The organism is Sporolituus thermophilus DSM 23256 (assembly GCF_900102435.1).
In the GTDB taxonomy this organism is placed as follows: domain Bacteria; phylum Bacillota; class Negativicutes; order Sporomusales; family Thermosinaceae; genus Thermosinus; species Thermosinus thermophilus.
The window spans coordinates 1-15,155 of the sequence record NZ_FNBU01000002.1 but is presented as its reverse complement, the minus strand read 5'-3'; the positions used below and the strand labels follow the sequence as shown (position 1 = coordinate 15,155).

14 protein-coding genes, 1 pseudogene and 1 riboswitch are annotated in these 15,155 nt (G+C 46.7%); all 15 genes and pseudogenes read left to right on the top strand.

The genetic code is table 11. The annotated features are described in order from the left end of the window. Window positions 1–62: 62 nt before the first annotated feature. Entirely contained in the window at window positions 63–2,162 is a 2,100-nt protein-coding gene (locus BLQ99_RS01320; protein WP_093687381.1) for a polyribonucleotide nucleotidyltransferase, read from the top strand. Window positions 2,163–2,275: 113 nt separating this feature from the next. Further along, the gene (locus BLQ99_RS01315) at window positions 2,276–3,007 is read left to right on the top strand and encodes a polysaccharide deacetylase family protein (RefSeq protein WP_245690208.1); all 732 of its coding nucleotides are present in this window, start codon (window positions 2,276–2,278) and stop codon (window positions 3,005–3,007) included. A gap of 114 nt (window positions 3,008–3,121) precedes the next feature. Beyond that, entirely contained in the window at window positions 3,122–4,330 is a 1,209-nt protein-coding gene (locus tag BLQ99_RS01310) for a glycosyl hydrolase family 18 protein (RefSeq protein ID WP_093687379.1), read from the top strand. A 28-nt stretch (window positions 4,331–4,358) separates the two neighbouring features. Continuing rightward, complete coding sequence (locus BLQ99_RS01305; protein WP_093687377.1) at window positions 4,359–5,240, top strand: N-acetylmuramoyl-L-alanine amidase family protein; 882 nt, start codon at window positions 4,359–4,361, stop codon at window positions 5,238–5,240. Between the two features lie 135 nt (window positions 5,241–5,375). Further along, window positions 5,376–6,626 (top strand): M16 family metallopeptidase, encoded by a 1,251-nt coding sequence (locus BLQ99_RS01300; protein WP_093687375.1) that lies wholly within the window; start codon window positions 5,376–5,378, stop codon window positions 6,624–6,626. 10 nt (window positions 6,627–6,636) lie between these two features. Then, on the top strand, window positions 6,637–7,086 hold the full coding sequence (locus tag BLQ99_RS01295) for a dCTP deaminase/dUTPase family protein (protein ID WP_093687373.1): 450 nt from the start codon (window positions 6,637–6,639) through the stop codon (window positions 7,084–7,086). Between the two features lie 88 nt (window positions 7,087–7,174). Then, the gene (locus tag BLQ99_RS01290; protein ID WP_093687372.1) at window positions 7,175–7,492 is read left to right on the top strand and encodes a hypothetical protein; all 318 of its coding nucleotides are present in this window, start codon (window positions 7,175–7,177) and stop codon (window positions 7,490–7,492) included. Window positions 7,493–7,513: 21 nt separating this feature from the next. Beyond that, window positions 7,514–7,810 carry a YlmC/YmxH family sporulation protein gene (locus tag BLQ99_RS01285; RefSeq protein ID WP_093687370.1) on the top strand — a complete coding sequence of 99 codons (297 nt, stop codon included), beginning with the start codon at window positions 7,514–7,516 and terminating at the stop codon, window positions 7,808–7,810. A 60-nt stretch (window positions 7,811–7,870) separates the two neighbouring features. Beyond that, entirely contained in the window at window positions 7,871–8,503 is a 633-nt protein-coding gene (locus BLQ99_RS01280) for a general stress protein (RefSeq protein ID WP_093687368.1), read from the top strand. Window positions 8,504–8,589: 86 nt separating this feature from the next. After that, window positions 8,590–8,765: riboswitch (Lysine riboswitch) on the top strand. A gap of 111 nt (window positions 8,766–8,876) precedes the next feature. Next, complete coding sequence (gene dapB / locus BLQ99_RS01275; RefSeq protein ID WP_093687366.1) at window positions 8,877–9,671, top strand: 4-hydroxy-tetrahydrodipicolinate reductase; 795 nt, start codon at window positions 8,877–8,879, stop codon at window positions 9,669–9,671. Between the two features lie 24 nt (window positions 9,672–9,695). Beyond that, window positions 9,696–10,724 carry an aspartate-semialdehyde dehydrogenase gene (locus BLQ99_RS01270; protein ID WP_093687364.1) on the top strand — a complete coding sequence of 343 codons (1,029 nt, stop codon included), beginning with the start codon at window positions 9,696–9,698 and terminating at the stop codon, window positions 10,722–10,724. A 22-nt stretch (window positions 10,725–10,746) separates the two neighbouring features. Then, window positions 10,747–11,955 (top strand): aspartate kinase, encoded by a 1,209-nt coding sequence (gene dapG / locus BLQ99_RS01265; protein WP_245690207.1) that lies wholly within the window; start codon window positions 10,747–10,749, stop codon window positions 11,953–11,955. A gap of 15 nt (window positions 11,956–11,970) precedes the next feature. After that, entirely contained in the window at window positions 11,971–12,855 is an 885-nt protein-coding gene (dapA, locus tag BLQ99_RS01260; protein WP_093687360.1) for a 4-hydroxy-tetrahydrodipicolinate synthase, read from the top strand. A gap of 224 nt (window positions 12,856–13,079) precedes the next feature. Then, window positions 13,080–14,744 (top strand): ribonuclease J, encoded by a 1,665-nt coding sequence (locus BLQ99_RS01255; protein WP_093687358.1) that lies wholly within the window; start codon window positions 13,080–13,082, stop codon window positions 14,742–14,744. Between the two features lie 180 nt (window positions 14,745–14,924). After that, window positions 14,925–15,155 (top strand): annotated as a pseudogene (locus BLQ99_RS01250) (ISLre2 family transposase); the annotation flags it as partial.

Here is a 15,155-nt window from a genome sequence, read left to right as displayed (position 1 = left end):
AAAAATGTCGAACAGTTAAACTTTGGTAAAGAGAAAAGGGGTTCAGAGGAGGAAAACCGAATATGCAAACTTTTCAGATGCAGCTTGCGGGAAGGGCGCTGGTTGTAGAAACGGGCAAAATGGCAAAACAGGCAAATGGCGCCGTCCTAATTCGCTATGGCGACACGGCCGTTCTAGTGACAGCTACCGCTTCTGCAGAGCCCAGGCAAGGCATCGACTTTTTTCCTTTGACGGTAGACTACGAGGAAAGACTATATTCTGTCGGCAAAATACCGGGCGGATTTATTAAGCGTGAAGGACGTCCCAGCGAAGCAGCCATCCTCGCCGGTCGTTTGATTGACCGGCCAATTCGACCGTTATTCGCTGAAGGATTCCGGAATGATGTCCATGTAGTTGCTACCGTGCTTTCCGTGGATCAGGACAACCCACCGGATATTCCGGCCATGATTGGGGCTTCGTGCGCGCTTTCCATTTCCGATATTCCCTTTAACGGCCCAATTGGCGGCGTACGGGTAGGCAGGGTTGACGGGCAGTTTGTTATCAACCCTACGGTGGAACAACAAGATCGTAGCGACCTCAACCTCGTCGTTGCCGGCACCAAGGATGCAGTACTGATGGTCGAAGCCGGTGCCAACGAAGTGCCGGAAAAAGTTATATTGGACGCGATAGCTTTTGGCCATGATATTATCCGGGAGATTGTTGCTTTTCAGGAAAAAATAGTTGCCGAGGTCGGCAAACCTAAGCGGGAAATTCCTCTCTATGAAGTACCGCCTGAAATCGATGCCGCCGTGCGCGAATATGTTACCGAAAAACTAAAAAATGCCGTTACCAATCCCGACAAATTAGCGCGGGAAGAGCAAATCAAACAGGTGAAGGCCGAAGCGACCGAGCACTTTTTACTGTTATATCCGGACAACGCCAAGGATATTGCCTACGTTATGCAAAAAGTTCTCAAAGAAATCGTCCGGAAAATGATTACCATCGACAAAGTAAGACCGGACGGTCGGCAGCTAGATGAAATTCGGCCAATAAGCTGTGAAGTAGGCTTGCTGCGGCGGACACATGGCTCAGGTTTGTTTACACGCGGCCAAACGCAGGTGTTGACGGTAACAACTCTAGGGGCTATTGGCGACGAACAGATTTTGGATGGGCTTGGTGTCGAAGAGTCTAAACGCTATATGCATCATTACAACTTTCCGGCATTTAGTGTAGGGGAAACGAGACCTGCCCGCGGGCCTGGACGGCGGGAAATCGGGCATGGGGCGCTGGCAGAACGGGCACTGCTACCGGTAATTCCCCCGGAAACGGAATTCCCGTATACTATCCGGCTGGTGTCGGAAGTCTTGGAATCTAACGGTTCAACTTCGATGGGGAGCGTATGTGGCAGCACTTTGTCCCTCATGGATGCCGGGGTGCCGATCAAGGCTCCTGTATCCGGCGTAGCCATGGGGCTCGTGAAGGAAGGCGATCATTACACCATTCTTACCGATATCCAGGGAATTGAAGATGCTCTCGGCGACATGGACTTCAAAGTAGCCGGTACAGCCAAGGGTGTAACTGCTATTCAAATGGATATTAAAATTTCTGGCATCACGAAAGAAATTTTGGCTGACGCTCTGGAACAGGCTCGCCGCGGCCGGTTGTTTATCTTAGATAAGATGTTGGAAGTTATCAAAGAACCTAGACCCGAACTATCGCCTTATGCTCCCAGAATTATTACCATGGAAATTGATCCCGACAAGATTCGTGATGTTATCGGTCCGGGTGGAAAAACGATCAAGAAGATTATTGATGAAACCGGTGTTACGATTGACATCGAGGATGATGGCAAGGTCTTTATCGCCGCTGTTGATGTGGAAGCCGGCAAAAAGGCAGTTCGTATCATCGAGAACCTTGTACGCGACGTAGAAGTGGGTGGCGTTTACATGGGGAAGGTTACCCGCCTGATGAATTTCGGGGCCTTTGTTGAGATTTTGCCAGGCAAGGAAGGGTTGGTGCACATCTCGCAACTAGCGCGCGAGCGTGTTAACAAGGTAGAGGATGTTGTGAAAGTAGGCGATGAGATTCTCGTAAAGGTTACCGAAATTGACCGGCAGGGACGGATAAATCTATCTCGTAAAGAACTTCTCAAGGCTGAGCGCGATAGCAAAAATAATGATTAGATCGGCAAAATGCAGCAAAAAATATATCACCCAGAAAGAACATAAACCTCTTCGGGTTTATGTTTTTTATTTTCATTAATTGAGGTGTTGGATAATACACTTGTAAGGAAGAGGTGATACCGTTGAAATGGCGATGGATTATTATTAAACGCTTGCCCAATTGGTATATGTTTTTGGCAACGAGTGTCTTTCTTACTGTCGCCATGCTGGCAGGCGCCTTGCAACCTTTGCTTATCAACACGATAAGTGCTTCGAAGCCGCAGCCAATATTTCATGGCAACCTAAACCAACCAAAAGTCGCCTTTGCTTGCAACGTTTTTTGGGGCGAAGAATTCCTTCCAGCCATGCTGGATACCTTTGATCAGCATAATATAAAAATAACCTTTTTTATTGGGGGAAGTTGGGGTAAGCGATATCCGGATATGCTCAAAGAACTGGCTAAACGCGGTCATGAATTGGGCAACCATTCCTTCAGCCACCCCCATCCCAACAGTTTGTCTAAACGGCAAAATCAGGAACAGATTTTGCGGACTGAAAACCTTATTCAAGAAGTGACAGGTATAAAAACCACGCTCTATGCCCCTCCTTACGGAGAATATAATGATACTGTGTTAAGTGCGGCAGCCGAGCTGGGATATACGACAATAATGTGGAGTGTTGATACTATTGACTGGAAAAAACCATCAGAAGAAGTAATCAGGAATAGGGTAATGAAAAAAATACATAATGGAGCCATTGTCCTTATGCACCCTACGGAAGTAACGGCCAAGGCTTTACCCGTTCTTATTAAAGAAATTACTGCTAAGGGATATATAATTACTACGGTTTCAGATATAATCAAATAAGTTAAACAGGCAGAATTAGGCCTGTTTTTTTTATTGCTATAATGGCGTAAATATGGTAGTATGTTTACATAAAAAGTTATCATAATATCCAGGTAAACAAAGGGAGGTCGAGAAATGTTCAAATATAAAGTTCAGATAACTTGGTTGATGCTTGCCAGTTTTGTATTTGCCATGTTAGTACCACTGGCTCCTGTACAAGCTGCTTCTATTGCCGATTTATTAGGGCAGACGTCCTCTTCCGGACAAGGTCTGGTTGACCTTCTCCTCGGTCTCTTTTTGGGTAAGTTCCTGGACAAATTGTTTAACGGTGCTTCTCGGGCCGCCGATAAAATCGGTCTGCCAAGCGGGTTGATACACCCCGGCGCAAAAGAGATTGTCGGTTTTTACGCTGAATGGTGGAGTGGCGATAAGGCTTCCTTTAACTCCCTTTCCGCCAATACCGATGCCGTGAAAACTATTGCCCCTTTCTGGGCCACGCTGCAAGCGGACGGTTCGGTAACCGACCGGGGCGGTCGCGACCATGCAGCGGTGGTTGACTTTGCTCACCGTCATAATATTTCGGTTCTGCTTCTCGTCAATAATGCCAAACAAGATAACTCCGTTAACTCTCCCATACACACCGTTTTATCCGATCCAAGTTTGCGTAGCAAAGCCATTGATAGCCTAGAGGCATACATCAAAAAATTTAACCTTGACGGTGTAAATATAGATTTTGAAATGGTTCCGCCCGAAGACCGTGAAAATTTGACTGCTTTTATGAAGGAGTTGTCGGCTCGGTTAAAACCGCAGGGCTATCTTGTTACCATTGACGTTTTTCCCAAACAGGATGAACAGAAAGACGTGGCTTACGCTTATGACTATACAGCTCTCAGTAAGTATGCTGACAAAATTATGATTATGACCTATGACAACCATGGTATGTGGAGTGATGCTGGTCCCATTGCCGATATCCGCTGGGTGGAACAGAGCATTCAATACGCTTTACAGTTTATCCCCAAACACAAGTTATATCTTGGCATCGCTACCTACGGCTACGACTGGTCGAACAAGGGCGTTAAAAGCTTGACTTACGCTAATGTTATGGATCTGGTAAAGCGATATAATGTCGTGTTGCAGTGGGACGAACCTTCTAAATCGCCACATTTTACTTACACCGGCGCGGACGGACTCGCTCATCAGGTCTGGTTTGAAAACAGCCGGAGCCTGCATTACAAACTAGACTTAATTAACAAGTATGACCTGGCCGGTGCTGCCCTATGGAAACTGGGCGATGAAGATCCCAATTACTGGTCGGTCTTAAAAGCAAAGTTATTAAAACAATAGACACTAAAACATATTTAGGAGGTTTTACGTGAATTATCTAAAGATAATATCATACTGCTTACTGTGTGTTCTGGTAGTAGGTCTTTTGGCTCCTGTTCAAAGTGCGCATGCCGCTCCGGTTGATGATGTATTGAAAACGCTAACTGCCTCTACGGCGCCTACTGACGGTAAAGGCGTTAACCTGTTTGAAAAATTGTTTGACCTATTATTTAACAAAATCTTGGGACCGATCTTAAATATTTTCAATGGTGGAAAAGCGGAAGCACCCGCCTCGACTTCGCCAATAAAAGTTACTCCTCTGCCGCCGTCTTCTTCCGGTCCGATACAGGATACAGGCGTGCTGCGCGGCAAGGTAATTGTCGTCGACCCCGGCCACGGCGGTAGCAATCCTGGTGCTGTTGCTTTTAATACCCGTGAAGCGGATAATAACCTGGCTGTGGCCTTAAAACTTCGGGATAAACTTGCTCGTGCCGGGGCCAAAGTCATCATGACTCGCAGTACAGACCGTACGGTAGCACCGGAAGGTAGCTCTTTAGGCGAAGAATTGCAAGCAAGAGTGGATATTGCCGAAGCAAATCATGCTGATATTTTTGTAAGTGTTCATTCAAACTCCAATCCCGACCCTCGTATCGCCGGCGCGATGACCTTCTATCCCAGCGGCCGTTCGCAGTCATTGGCCTTAGAAGTGCAAAGCGCGCTAATTGAGTCCACAAACGCCGTAGACAAGGGCGTGGCGCCTGCCACCTTCTATGTACTGCGCAATACCTCGATGCCCAGTATTTTGGTTGAAATGGGCTTTGTCACCAATGAACAGGAAGCTAAAAAGCTCCAGGATGATTCCTATCGCAACAGCATTGCTCAAGGAATTTATAACGGGATTGTCCGCTATTTTAATAAGAATAGCAAATAAAGTGCCAACAGAGATGTCGCTAGTTGGACATCTCTGTTTTTTCTTGCCTAAGGGAAATATAATAATGGCAACCGGAAGGATTTTTCCCGAAACGGCAGAATTTAACTGAGATACTATATGGAGAAGGAGCTATATATGTACCGTAAGACATTGTTAGACAACGGCATCAGGGTCATATCAGAGTCGATTCCTTACGTAAAGTCTGTTACGCTCGGTATCTGGGTGGGTACCGGCTCACGCAATGAACAAGATGATAACCATGGTATTTCTCATTTTATTGAACACTTAATGTTTAAAGGTACCCATCAACGTTCAGCCAAAGAAATCGCTGAAATGGTAGACGCAGTAGGCGGCCAGCTTAACGCCTTTACCGCCAAAGAATATACTTGTTATTATATCAAAGTCATTGACAGTCATCTTGACTTGGCTATTGACATTCTGAGCGACATGCTGCTCGCATCTAAATTCGACCCAGAAGATATTAAGCGCGAACGCGAAGTAGTCTTGGAAGAAGTTAAGATGTACGAGGACTCACCCGACGAACTAGTGCATGATTTGCATCTTGATCACGTTTGGCCTGGTCATCCCTTAGGGCGTAATATCTTGGGCACATTGTCTTCTATTAGTAGATTTGACCAGCGACGGGTACTTGACTATTATGATGATTTTTACCGTCCAGATAACATCGTCGTTACTGCGGCCGGTAACCTGGCTCATGACGAACTGGTCGAATTAGCAGAGCGTTATCTTGGACACTTGACGGGAACAAAACGACAACTTATTTTGGATAAGCCTACATTTACACCTGTGAGTAAGGTGTGTCCCAAGGAAACGGAACAGGTTCACCTTTGTCTTAGTGCGGCAAGTGTTCCGCAAGACGCCCCGGAAATATATGCTGTTCATGTTTTAAATAACATTTTGGGTGGCGGGATTAGCTCAAGACTCTTTCAAACAATTCGCGAGGAGCGCGGTCTTGCTTACTCTGTCTATTCCTATCAAACTAATTACAGTGATGCCGGGTTATTTACTGTTTACGCGGGCACCCGTCCGGCCAATGCGCCGCAAGTTCTGGAAATCATTTTGCAAAATCTGGCAGATTTAAAGGCTAACGGGGTTTCGGACGAAGAATTGGTTAGGGCCAAAGAACAGCTTAAAGGCAACCTGCTTTTAGGTCTAGAGAGTTCCAGTAGCCGCATGTCGCGAATTGGTAAAATGGAAATTACGCTTGGCAAATATATAACCCTGGATGAAGTGGTTGAAAAGATTGACCAAGTTACGGCGGACGATCTGCGAAACATCATTAATAGGTTGTTTGGTTCCGGCGCGTTGTCGCTGACTACCTTGGGGCCTGTAAAAGAAATGGCATTGCCGGAATTAAAAATTTAGGAGTAAGTTCATGCGCCAAAGAGGTTTTGAAATAGTATCGAGCTATATTGACAAAGGCATTGTGCTTCCGCGGCGGCAGACAGCGGCCAGTGCCGGTTATGATTTCGCAGCCGCGGAGGATGTCGTTGCTGCGCCTCAGACGGTTACGCTTATTCCGACCGGGTTAAAAGCCTATATGCTGCCAGATGAGTATTTGAGCATTCATATCCGGTCAAGCCTGGCCGTCAAGCACGGTTTAAGTCTGATTAATGGTCAAGGTATTATTGACGCCGATTATTATAATAATCCAACCAACGAAGGACATATTATCCTCGCAGTATTCAATCATGGGACGCAAGCGGTGCAAATTGCGAAAGGAACGCGTATTGCGCAGGGCATTTTTAATAAATACATGTTGGTTGACAACGACCGTATAGCAGGAGCTACCAGGATAGGAGGAATAGGAAGCACGGGAACATAGACAGCGGCCATTTGGCCGTTTTTTCTTTTTGACATAAATTTTGTCTCTCTGCATATCCATTTGTTAGAAGTATGTAGGGGGGGACTACATGTATGCCATTGGCCTTATTATCCTTCTTACGCTGCTAATAGCATGGTCATTGTGGCTTAGGGCGTGCCGTTTCCGGCAAATGCTTGATGAAAACAAGACCAAACCGTCGCCGGTTTCGCTTGCCGTACAGGAACTGGTGGCGACCGCAGGCGGAATATATCTTTCACTGATTATGCTTGTGTCTTTTTTAAAATTGGAAATACCTTCAACGGTGGGACTTTTGACTGTCGCTATCGACCCGTTGGCGCTAATTTCCTTGGGCGTAGCCATTATTCAGCCGCTGTTTCTAAAACTCTACCTTCTTTTACATAAATAGAACTTATAGAGGGAGGATACTATGCGTCTAAGTGAACTATCAGGGAAAGAAGTAATTAATCTTGGTGACGGTACCCGTCTCGGCATAATTGATGAATGTGAATTAACTTTTGATAGTAAAACCGGGCGGATAAACGCTCTAATATTACCTACCCGTGGCGGGTTATTCAGTTTCTTCAGTGACAACCGGAGTTCGACAATTCCGTGGCATGCCATTAAACGGATTGGCGATGAGGTCGTTATTGTCGACTTGAACAACGCCATTGACCGCCTGTACGCTGGTAGTATGCGACGCGAGCGTTACGAAGACGAATATTAAAAGCGATGGTGGGAAGACTAACATTAAATTGTAATACAATTAATGTTAGGAGGGCATACCATGGCACCAAACAATACAAATCAACAAAATCAAGGTACAACAAACAATGTTGTTACAAGTTATGCCAAGACTCAAACTACATCCATGCAGTCGCAGGCAGTGACACAATCGGCTGTTCAAGGTCAAGCCGCTAAAACTGGCACCGGTGGTCAGAATGTAAAAATGGTTATCGGGGTCTTTGATTCCCACCAACAGGCTGAAAAAGCGGTAAGCGAACTGCGTAACCAGGGGTTTTCTACGGAAGAAATCAATGTTGTCTCCAAAGAACGTAAAAGGCAAAATAACACTGAATTTGTTGATGACGATATTACCGATGGCGCTCTTACCGGCGGAACATTGGGTGGGATCGGCGGTCTCATGGTAGGGGCAGGAGCGCTTGCTATTCCTGGTATTGGACCGATCGTTGCTGCCGGACCTATTGCCGCGGCATTGAGCGGCGCGGTAGCAGGGGGTATTGCCGGAGGGTTGATCGACTGGGGTATTCCGGCAGAGGTGAGCCGGCGCTATGAGCAGCATGTTGCTGAAGGCGGAATTTTAGCGGTAATCCGGTCTGATGCGACGAAAGTACAGCAAGCGGCCCAAGTTCTCCGGCAAAATGGTGCTCGGGACGTAGAAAGTCATAATGCCCGGTAGGAAAAATAATAAATTTTTTTAAATATGTTTGACACTGGTGTAACCATTATTATACAATGAACGTAAAATGAATAATAAACCTGCGCAGGGTGAGTAGAGGTGCGGTCCTCAAGAGTACTTTCAGGGAGAGTGGCGTCCAGGATCTGAAAGGAAAGGGATGACCGCCGAAGTACGAAAGAGTGCCAAGCTTTCGTGCTGGTGTTGCGCCGAACAGGTGTAACACTGTCACCAAAGTTAATTTTGGTGGAGCGCTATCTCAACTAAGGGCGGGGAAACACCAGTGTTTCTTGTTCCCTTTAAGGCTGTCTGCTAGTGGCAGCCGGTGAGATAGCGTTCACCGGCTGCTTCTTATTTTTATAGGAGGTGAAAGGTAATGATTCGGGTAATGGTGTGTGGAGCTTATGGGAAGATGGGTCGCGAAGTTTTGAAGGCAGTACATAGGGACGAACAACTCAGCATTGTAGGTGCGGTAGACATCAAGTCCAATTTTGATGATGTCGGTGAACTGATCGGTGCAGGCAAAATAGGTGTAACCGTTGGCAACGACCTGCAAACGGTCATTAACGAAACCAAACCCCAGGTTATGGTTGATTTTACAAACCCCGATACGGTAATGAACAATATCCGTATCGCAATTAAAAACGGTGTTTGTCCCGTAGTCGGCACTACCGGTCTTAGCGAGGCCGATGTGTCTGAAGTAAGGGAATTATGCAAGCAAAGTCGTGTAAATGCGATTATTTCCCCGAATTTTTCCGTGGGCGCAGTGCTTATGATGCAACTGGCGCAGGAAGCTGCGAAATATTTCCCCCATGTGGAAATTATTGAGCTGCACCACGACCAAAAACTGGATGCACCGTCAGGAACAGCGCTGCGAACGGCCGAGCTAATCATGCAGAACCGTGGCAGTATGCATCAGGGACATCCTGCCGAGGTGGAAAAACTGGCTGGTTCCCGTGGCGGCAATTTTGAAGGCATTCGTATCCATAGTGTGCGACTGCCCGGATATGTGGCTCATCAAGAGGTTATCTTCGGTGGTCTTGGGCAGACGTTAACGATTCGCCATGATTCCATTTCCCGTGAGTCTTTCATGCCGGGTGTGTTGTTGGCGTGCAAGCGGGTTTTAACCGTCGACGGACTTGTCTACGGACTGGAAAACATTATGAAGTGAACTGAGTAATAGGAGGCGAGAGTTATGAAATACAATGTTGCAATCTTGGGAGCGACCGGTGCGGTAGGACAGGAATTTATTAAGCTAATTGAAGAGCGTAAGTTTCCGGTGGGGAAGTTAAAATTACTTGCTTCCGAAAGGTCTGCCGGCAAACAGATGCAAGTTTTGGGCGAAACATATACTGTCGAAGAAGCAAAAGCCGAATCGTTCAAAGACGTGCAAATTGCTCTTTTTGCCGGGGGACCGGCCAGCAAGGTTTTTGCTCCGGAAGCCGTTAAAGCTGGCGCCGTCGTGATAGACAATTCCAGCACTTTCCGGATGGATCCCGATGTACCGCTTGTTGTCCCGGAAGTAAATCCGGAAGCAATTAAAAATCACAGAGGCATTATTGCCAACCCAAACTGCTCGACGATTATTATGGCTATGGCCTTAAAACCGATTTACGACCGAGTAAAAATCAAACGGGTTGTTGTTTCTACTTATCAGGCTGTTTCCGGAGCCGGCAAAGAGGCTATCGACGAATTAACCGACCAGGTAAAGGCAATAATGGAAGACCGCCCGGTCGAGGCTCGTATCCTGCCTAGCGCTAGCCTGCCCAAACACTACCAGATTGCTTTTAACCTGATACCGCAGATTGATGTTTTCGTTGAAGACGGTTACACTAAAGAAGAAATGAAAATGGTTCATGAAACCCATAAAATTTTCAACGATTATAGCATTGCCATTACGGCTACAACGGTTCGCGTACCTGTTTACCGCAGTCATTCCGAAGCCATTAACCTAGAATTAGCGGGGCCGCTCTCGGTTGAGGAAGCACGCAGTGCCCTTGCCGCTTTTCCCGGTGTTATCGTGCAGGATGACCCCGCCGAAATGCTCTATCCAATGCCACTTTATACATCTAATCGCGATGAAGTGTTTGTCGGCAGGCTTCGCCCCGATAAGTCGGTCACTTATGGGCTCAACATGTGGGTAGTGGGGGATCAAATCCGCAAAGGAGCGGCCCTAAATGCCTTGCAAATTGCTGAGTACATGATTGACCATAAATTAGTATGAGGTGTGACGGATGCGTATAATTGTGCAAAAATTTGGAGGGACTTCGGTCGCATCCTCCCAGGTTAGAGAACTTGTTGTCCAAAAAATTCACAGCGCAATGGAGCAAGGGTTTAGTCCTGTCGTAGTGGTTTCCGCTATGGGGCGGAAAGGGGACCATTATGCTACCGATACCCTGATTGACCTTGCCCGCTCCGCATACAAACATATTGCTGCCCGCGAACTAGATCTGATTATGTATTGCGGTGAAATCATCTCCGCGGTAGTCATGACAGGCACGCTGCAAGCAGCTGGTATTGATGCGGTCATGCTGACCGGCGGTCAGGCCGGTGTTATTACCGATAATAATTTCAATAACAGTCGAATTTTAAAAGTTGATCCTTCACGATTGATGGGCTTGCTCAGGATGGGCAAAACGCCAGTGGTTTGCGGCTTTCAGGGCGTTACTGTCGACGGTGAATTCACGACGCTTGGGCGGGGAGGAAGTGATACTACGGCGGCGGCTTTGGGAGCGGCTCTCAATGCCGAAATGGTTGAGATATACACAGATGTCGACGGAATCATGACTGCTGATCCGCGCATAGTGACCAACGCTAAAATTTTAGATTCCATTACTTACGCCGAAGTGTGCCAGTTAGCGCATCAGGGAGCAAAAGTCATTCATCCGCGGGCCGTGGAAATCGCAATGCAAAAAAACATACCGTTAGTGGTTAAATCTACTTTTTCTAACGCTCCCGGCACCTTAATAACGAGCACAGCAAAAGGCGACACGCAGGAAACAGCCGTTGCAGATAAAGTGGCTACCGGCGTAACGTACCTGCCGAATATTGCGCAGATCAAAATTACTTTGGATGCAGCCACCACCCACAATGAGAGCTTCAAAGTGTTTAAGGCCATGGCCGACAGTGGCATCAGTGTTGACCTAATCAATGTCCATCCTGGGCAAATTATGTTTACGGTTATGGAAGATGTGGCAGAAAAAGCAGCTGCCAAGTTGCGCAGTCTGGGTTATGCCGTGGAGATGGTCGGTGACTGTGCCAAAGTTTCGGTGGTCGGCGGTGGTATGCGGGAAGTACCGGGGGTAATGGCCAGCTTTGTCGAAGCCTTGTCCAGGAATAATATACCTATTTTACAAACCGTTGATTCGCATACATCTATTTCCGTTTTAGTTAAAAAGGCGGATGTTAATAAAGCCGTAGTGGCGCTTCACGAAAAATTCGGTCTGGCGAATTGAAGAGGAGGGAATTTTATGAAAAACTTCGGGCGGGTACTCACGGCGATGGTGACGCCGTTTAATGATGACTACAGCGTAAACTATAAGGCGGCGGCCGAGCTGGCCAAATATCTTGTAGCCAACGGTTCTGACGGGTTGGTCGTGGCCGGCAGCACCGGGGAATCGGCAACATTAAGCAAAGAAGAAAAAATCAAGCTGTACGCAACTGTTCTGGAAGCTGTCGGCGACAAAGCTACCGTTATTGCCGGTACGGGCTCCAATGATACGCGCGCGTCCATTGCCCTGACAAAAGAGGCGGAAAAACTTGGTGTTCATGGCGCAATGCTGGTCGGCCCATATTACAACAAACCGCCGCAAGAGGGATATTACCAGCACTTTAAGGCCATTGCCGAAGAAACGGCGTTGCCGCTGATTGTCTACAATGTTCCCGGACGTACCGGTTCGAATATCTTACCGGCTACCATTGCCAGGCTGGCCGAAATCAAAAACATTGTAGCCGTAAAAGAGGCAAGCGGCAGTTTAGATCAAGTATCAGAAATTGTCCGCATTACTCCTAGTGATTTCTTAGTGTACAGCGGCGATGACAGCCTTACTTTGCCCATACTGGCCGTTGGCGGCGCTGGCATTATCAGTGTAGCTTCTCACATCGTAGGCACTCGCATGCAGGAGATGATTGCCGCTTTCTTTAGTGGCAATCTGGCGAAGGCACAGGCCATTCATCTCGAATTGATGCCTTTCTTTAAGGTAATTTTTGTAACGACCAATCCGATTCCTATTAAAACAGCCGTCAACCTTATCGGGCTAAACGCCGGTCCGCTCCGGCTGCCTTTGGTTCCACCGACGGTAGCGGAACGGGAACAAATCCAAAAGGCCATGCGGGATTTAGGCGTTCTGGTATAAATACGGATGGTAAAAACATTGACCGCTCATCTCTTTGAGATGAGCGGTTTGTATTGCTGAGGGGGATTTGCGTATAATAACCGTAGGCACAAGGTTTTCTACTTGTTATATGCTAGCAAATATTGTATAATGAAAACCAAGTGGATGGAACGGGCGTATTTTTATTTTTACTTAGTGGGCGGCGGATAATAATTGATTGGAATATCTTGGAGGTGTAGCTTTTTTTGGCCAAACAACCGCAGAAAATTCAAATTATTCCGCTTGGCGGTTTAGGGGAAATCGGCAAAAACATGACAGTCATCCGCTATGGTGACGATATTCTGGTGATAGATTCTGGGCTGGCGTTTCCCGAAGACGATATGCTGGGTATTGATCTGGTCATTCCAGACATTACCTACCTTTTGGAAAACAAGGATTTTGTCCGGGCTATCGTTCTGACTCATGGGCACGAAGACCATATTGGGGCTCTTCCGTATGTCCTTAAGCAGCTAAATGTCCCGGTATACGGCACGCCATTAACGCTGGGCATTTTGGAAGGACGGCTACGAGAAAACAATGTAGCCGGAGAAAAATTAATACCGGTAAAGCCAGGCGACCAAATCGATATCGGTATCTTTAAAGTTGGTTTCATCCGCGTGAGTCACAGTATCGCCGACGCTGTGGCACTATCCATCAAAACACCTATCGGTACTATCGTCCACACGGGCGACTTTAAGCTAGACCAAACGCCAGTGGATGGTAAAGTTACAGATTTTCACAAGTTTGCCGAATTAGGGGATCAGGGGGTACTAGTCCTGCTGGCCGACAGTACCAATGCTGAAAGACCCGGTTACACGCCTAGTGAGCGCTCGGTAGGCATGACTTTTGACGAAACGTTTCGTACCACTCGCGAGCGTATTATTATTGCAACCTTTTCTTCCAATGTTCACCGTATCCAGCAAGCTATTGACACGGCCTGTAAGTATAAGCGTAAAGTAGCGATTCTGGGACGAAGCATGATCAATGTGGTCAATATTGCGTTGGAATTAGGCTATTTGCGCGTTCCCGAAGGAGTACTTATTGATATTGATGAAATAAATAATTATCCGCCCTCAAGTATTGTCATCATAACTACCGGCAGCCAGGGTGAACCGATGTCCGCTCTCACCCGTATGGCCATGTCTGATCATAAAAAAGTAGAAATTATGCCGGGAGATACGGTTATTATATCGGCTACGCCCATTCCCGGAAACGAAAAATTGGTGGCCAGAACTGTTGATTATTTATTCCGCCAGGGAGCAGATGTAGTATATGAAGCGACATCTGGCATTCACGTTTCCGGTCATGCCAGTCAAGAAGAACTGAAACTTATGCACAACCTAATCCGGCCGAAGTTTTTTGTACCTGTACATGGAGAATATCGCCATCTTATTAAACACGCTAAGCTGGCTCAGGAATTGGGGATACCTAAAGAGAATATTTTTGTTACCGAAAACGGCAGTGTATTGGAGTTTACTCGTGAGAAGGGCTGCATTGCCGGTAAAATTACAGCCGGAAAAGTACTGGTCGATGGTCTCGGTGTTGGCGACGTGGGTAATATTGTCCTCAGAGACCGTCGGCAGTTATCGCAGGACGGAATTCTTGTCATGGTTGTTACCATGGATAAACAACGCGGCTCGATTTTGGCCGGTCCAGACATTGTTTCCAGAGGTTTTGTGTACGTGCGTGAGTCAGAACAGTTGATGGATGAAGCTAAAGAAAAAGTTCGCCAAACCTTGGAAAGGTGCGAGCTCAATGGCGTGACCGAATGGGCCAGTATCAAGTCCAATGTACGTGATGTCCTTGGTAAATTTCTTTATGAACGCACGCGGCGTCGTCCGATGATTTTGCCGATTATTATGGAAGTTTAAAGCACCATACGGTAATTTAGTTCTGGTTCGGTTTTGTATAGCATAAACTTCGCTTATAGAATCCATAAAAATGTTAGTGTAAAATTACTGTAGGATTTTTGAGGAAGAAAAAAGAAGAAGACATCACCATCCTTCGACGGGATGAGTAATCCAAAAAGATTACCCAGGGGTGATGTCTTCATGACAGTATTTATTCGATATATCAAAGAGGTTATCCTTTCGAAGTTGGGAGAAGACGAGAAAGAATTTGAGCGTTTATTGTATGAGATGGATTTTCAGAAATTTGAGCGGCTGTTACAAAATAAACTACATGACGTAGGGCGCACGATCGTCAAGGCGGTTTTAGAAAAAATGGACCAGCTGATCAAACAAGATAAGATGCTTCGTCCTGGCTGGGTAGTTTGCCGAAAA

Bases quoted from the DNA above. Each gene is read 5' to 3' on its own strand.
- BLQ99_RS01320 (WP_093687381.1), top strand. From the start codon at position 63: ATGCAAACTTTTCAGATGCAGCTTGCGGGAAGGGCGCTGGTTGTAGAA.
- BLQ99_RS01270 (WP_093687364.1), top strand. From the start codon at position 9,696: ATGAAATACAATGTTGCAATCTTGGGAGCGACCGGTGCGGTAGGACAG.
- BLQ99_RS01300 (WP_093687375.1), top strand. From the start codon at position 5,376: ATGTACCGTAAGACATTGTTAGACAACGGCATCAGGGTCATATCAGAG.
- BLQ99_RS01295 (WP_093687373.1), top strand. From the start codon at position 6,637: ATGCGCCAAAGAGGTTTTGAAATAGTATCGAGCTATATTGACAAAGGC.
- BLQ99_RS01285 (WP_093687370.1), top strand. From the start codon at position 7,514: ATGCGTCTAAGTGAACTATCAGGGAAAGAAGTAATTAATCTTGGTGAC.
- dapA (WP_093687360.1), top strand. From the start codon at position 11,971: ATGAAAAACTTCGGGCGGGTACTCACGGCGATGGTGACGCCGTTTAAT.
- BLQ99_RS01280 (WP_093687368.1), top strand. From the start codon at position 7,871: ATGGCACCAAACAATACAAATCAACAAAATCAAGGTACAACAAACAAT.
- BLQ99_RS01290 (WP_093687372.1), top strand. From the start codon at position 7,175: ATGTATGCCATTGGCCTTATTATCCTTCTTACGCTGCTAATAGCATGG.
- BLQ99_RS01310 (WP_093687379.1), top strand. From the start codon at position 3,122: ATGTTCAAATATAAAGTTCAGATAACTTGGTTGATGCTTGCCAGTTTT.
- dapB (WP_093687366.1), top strand. From the start codon at position 8,877: ATGATTCGGGTAATGGTGTGTGGAGCTTATGGGAAGATGGGTCGCGAA.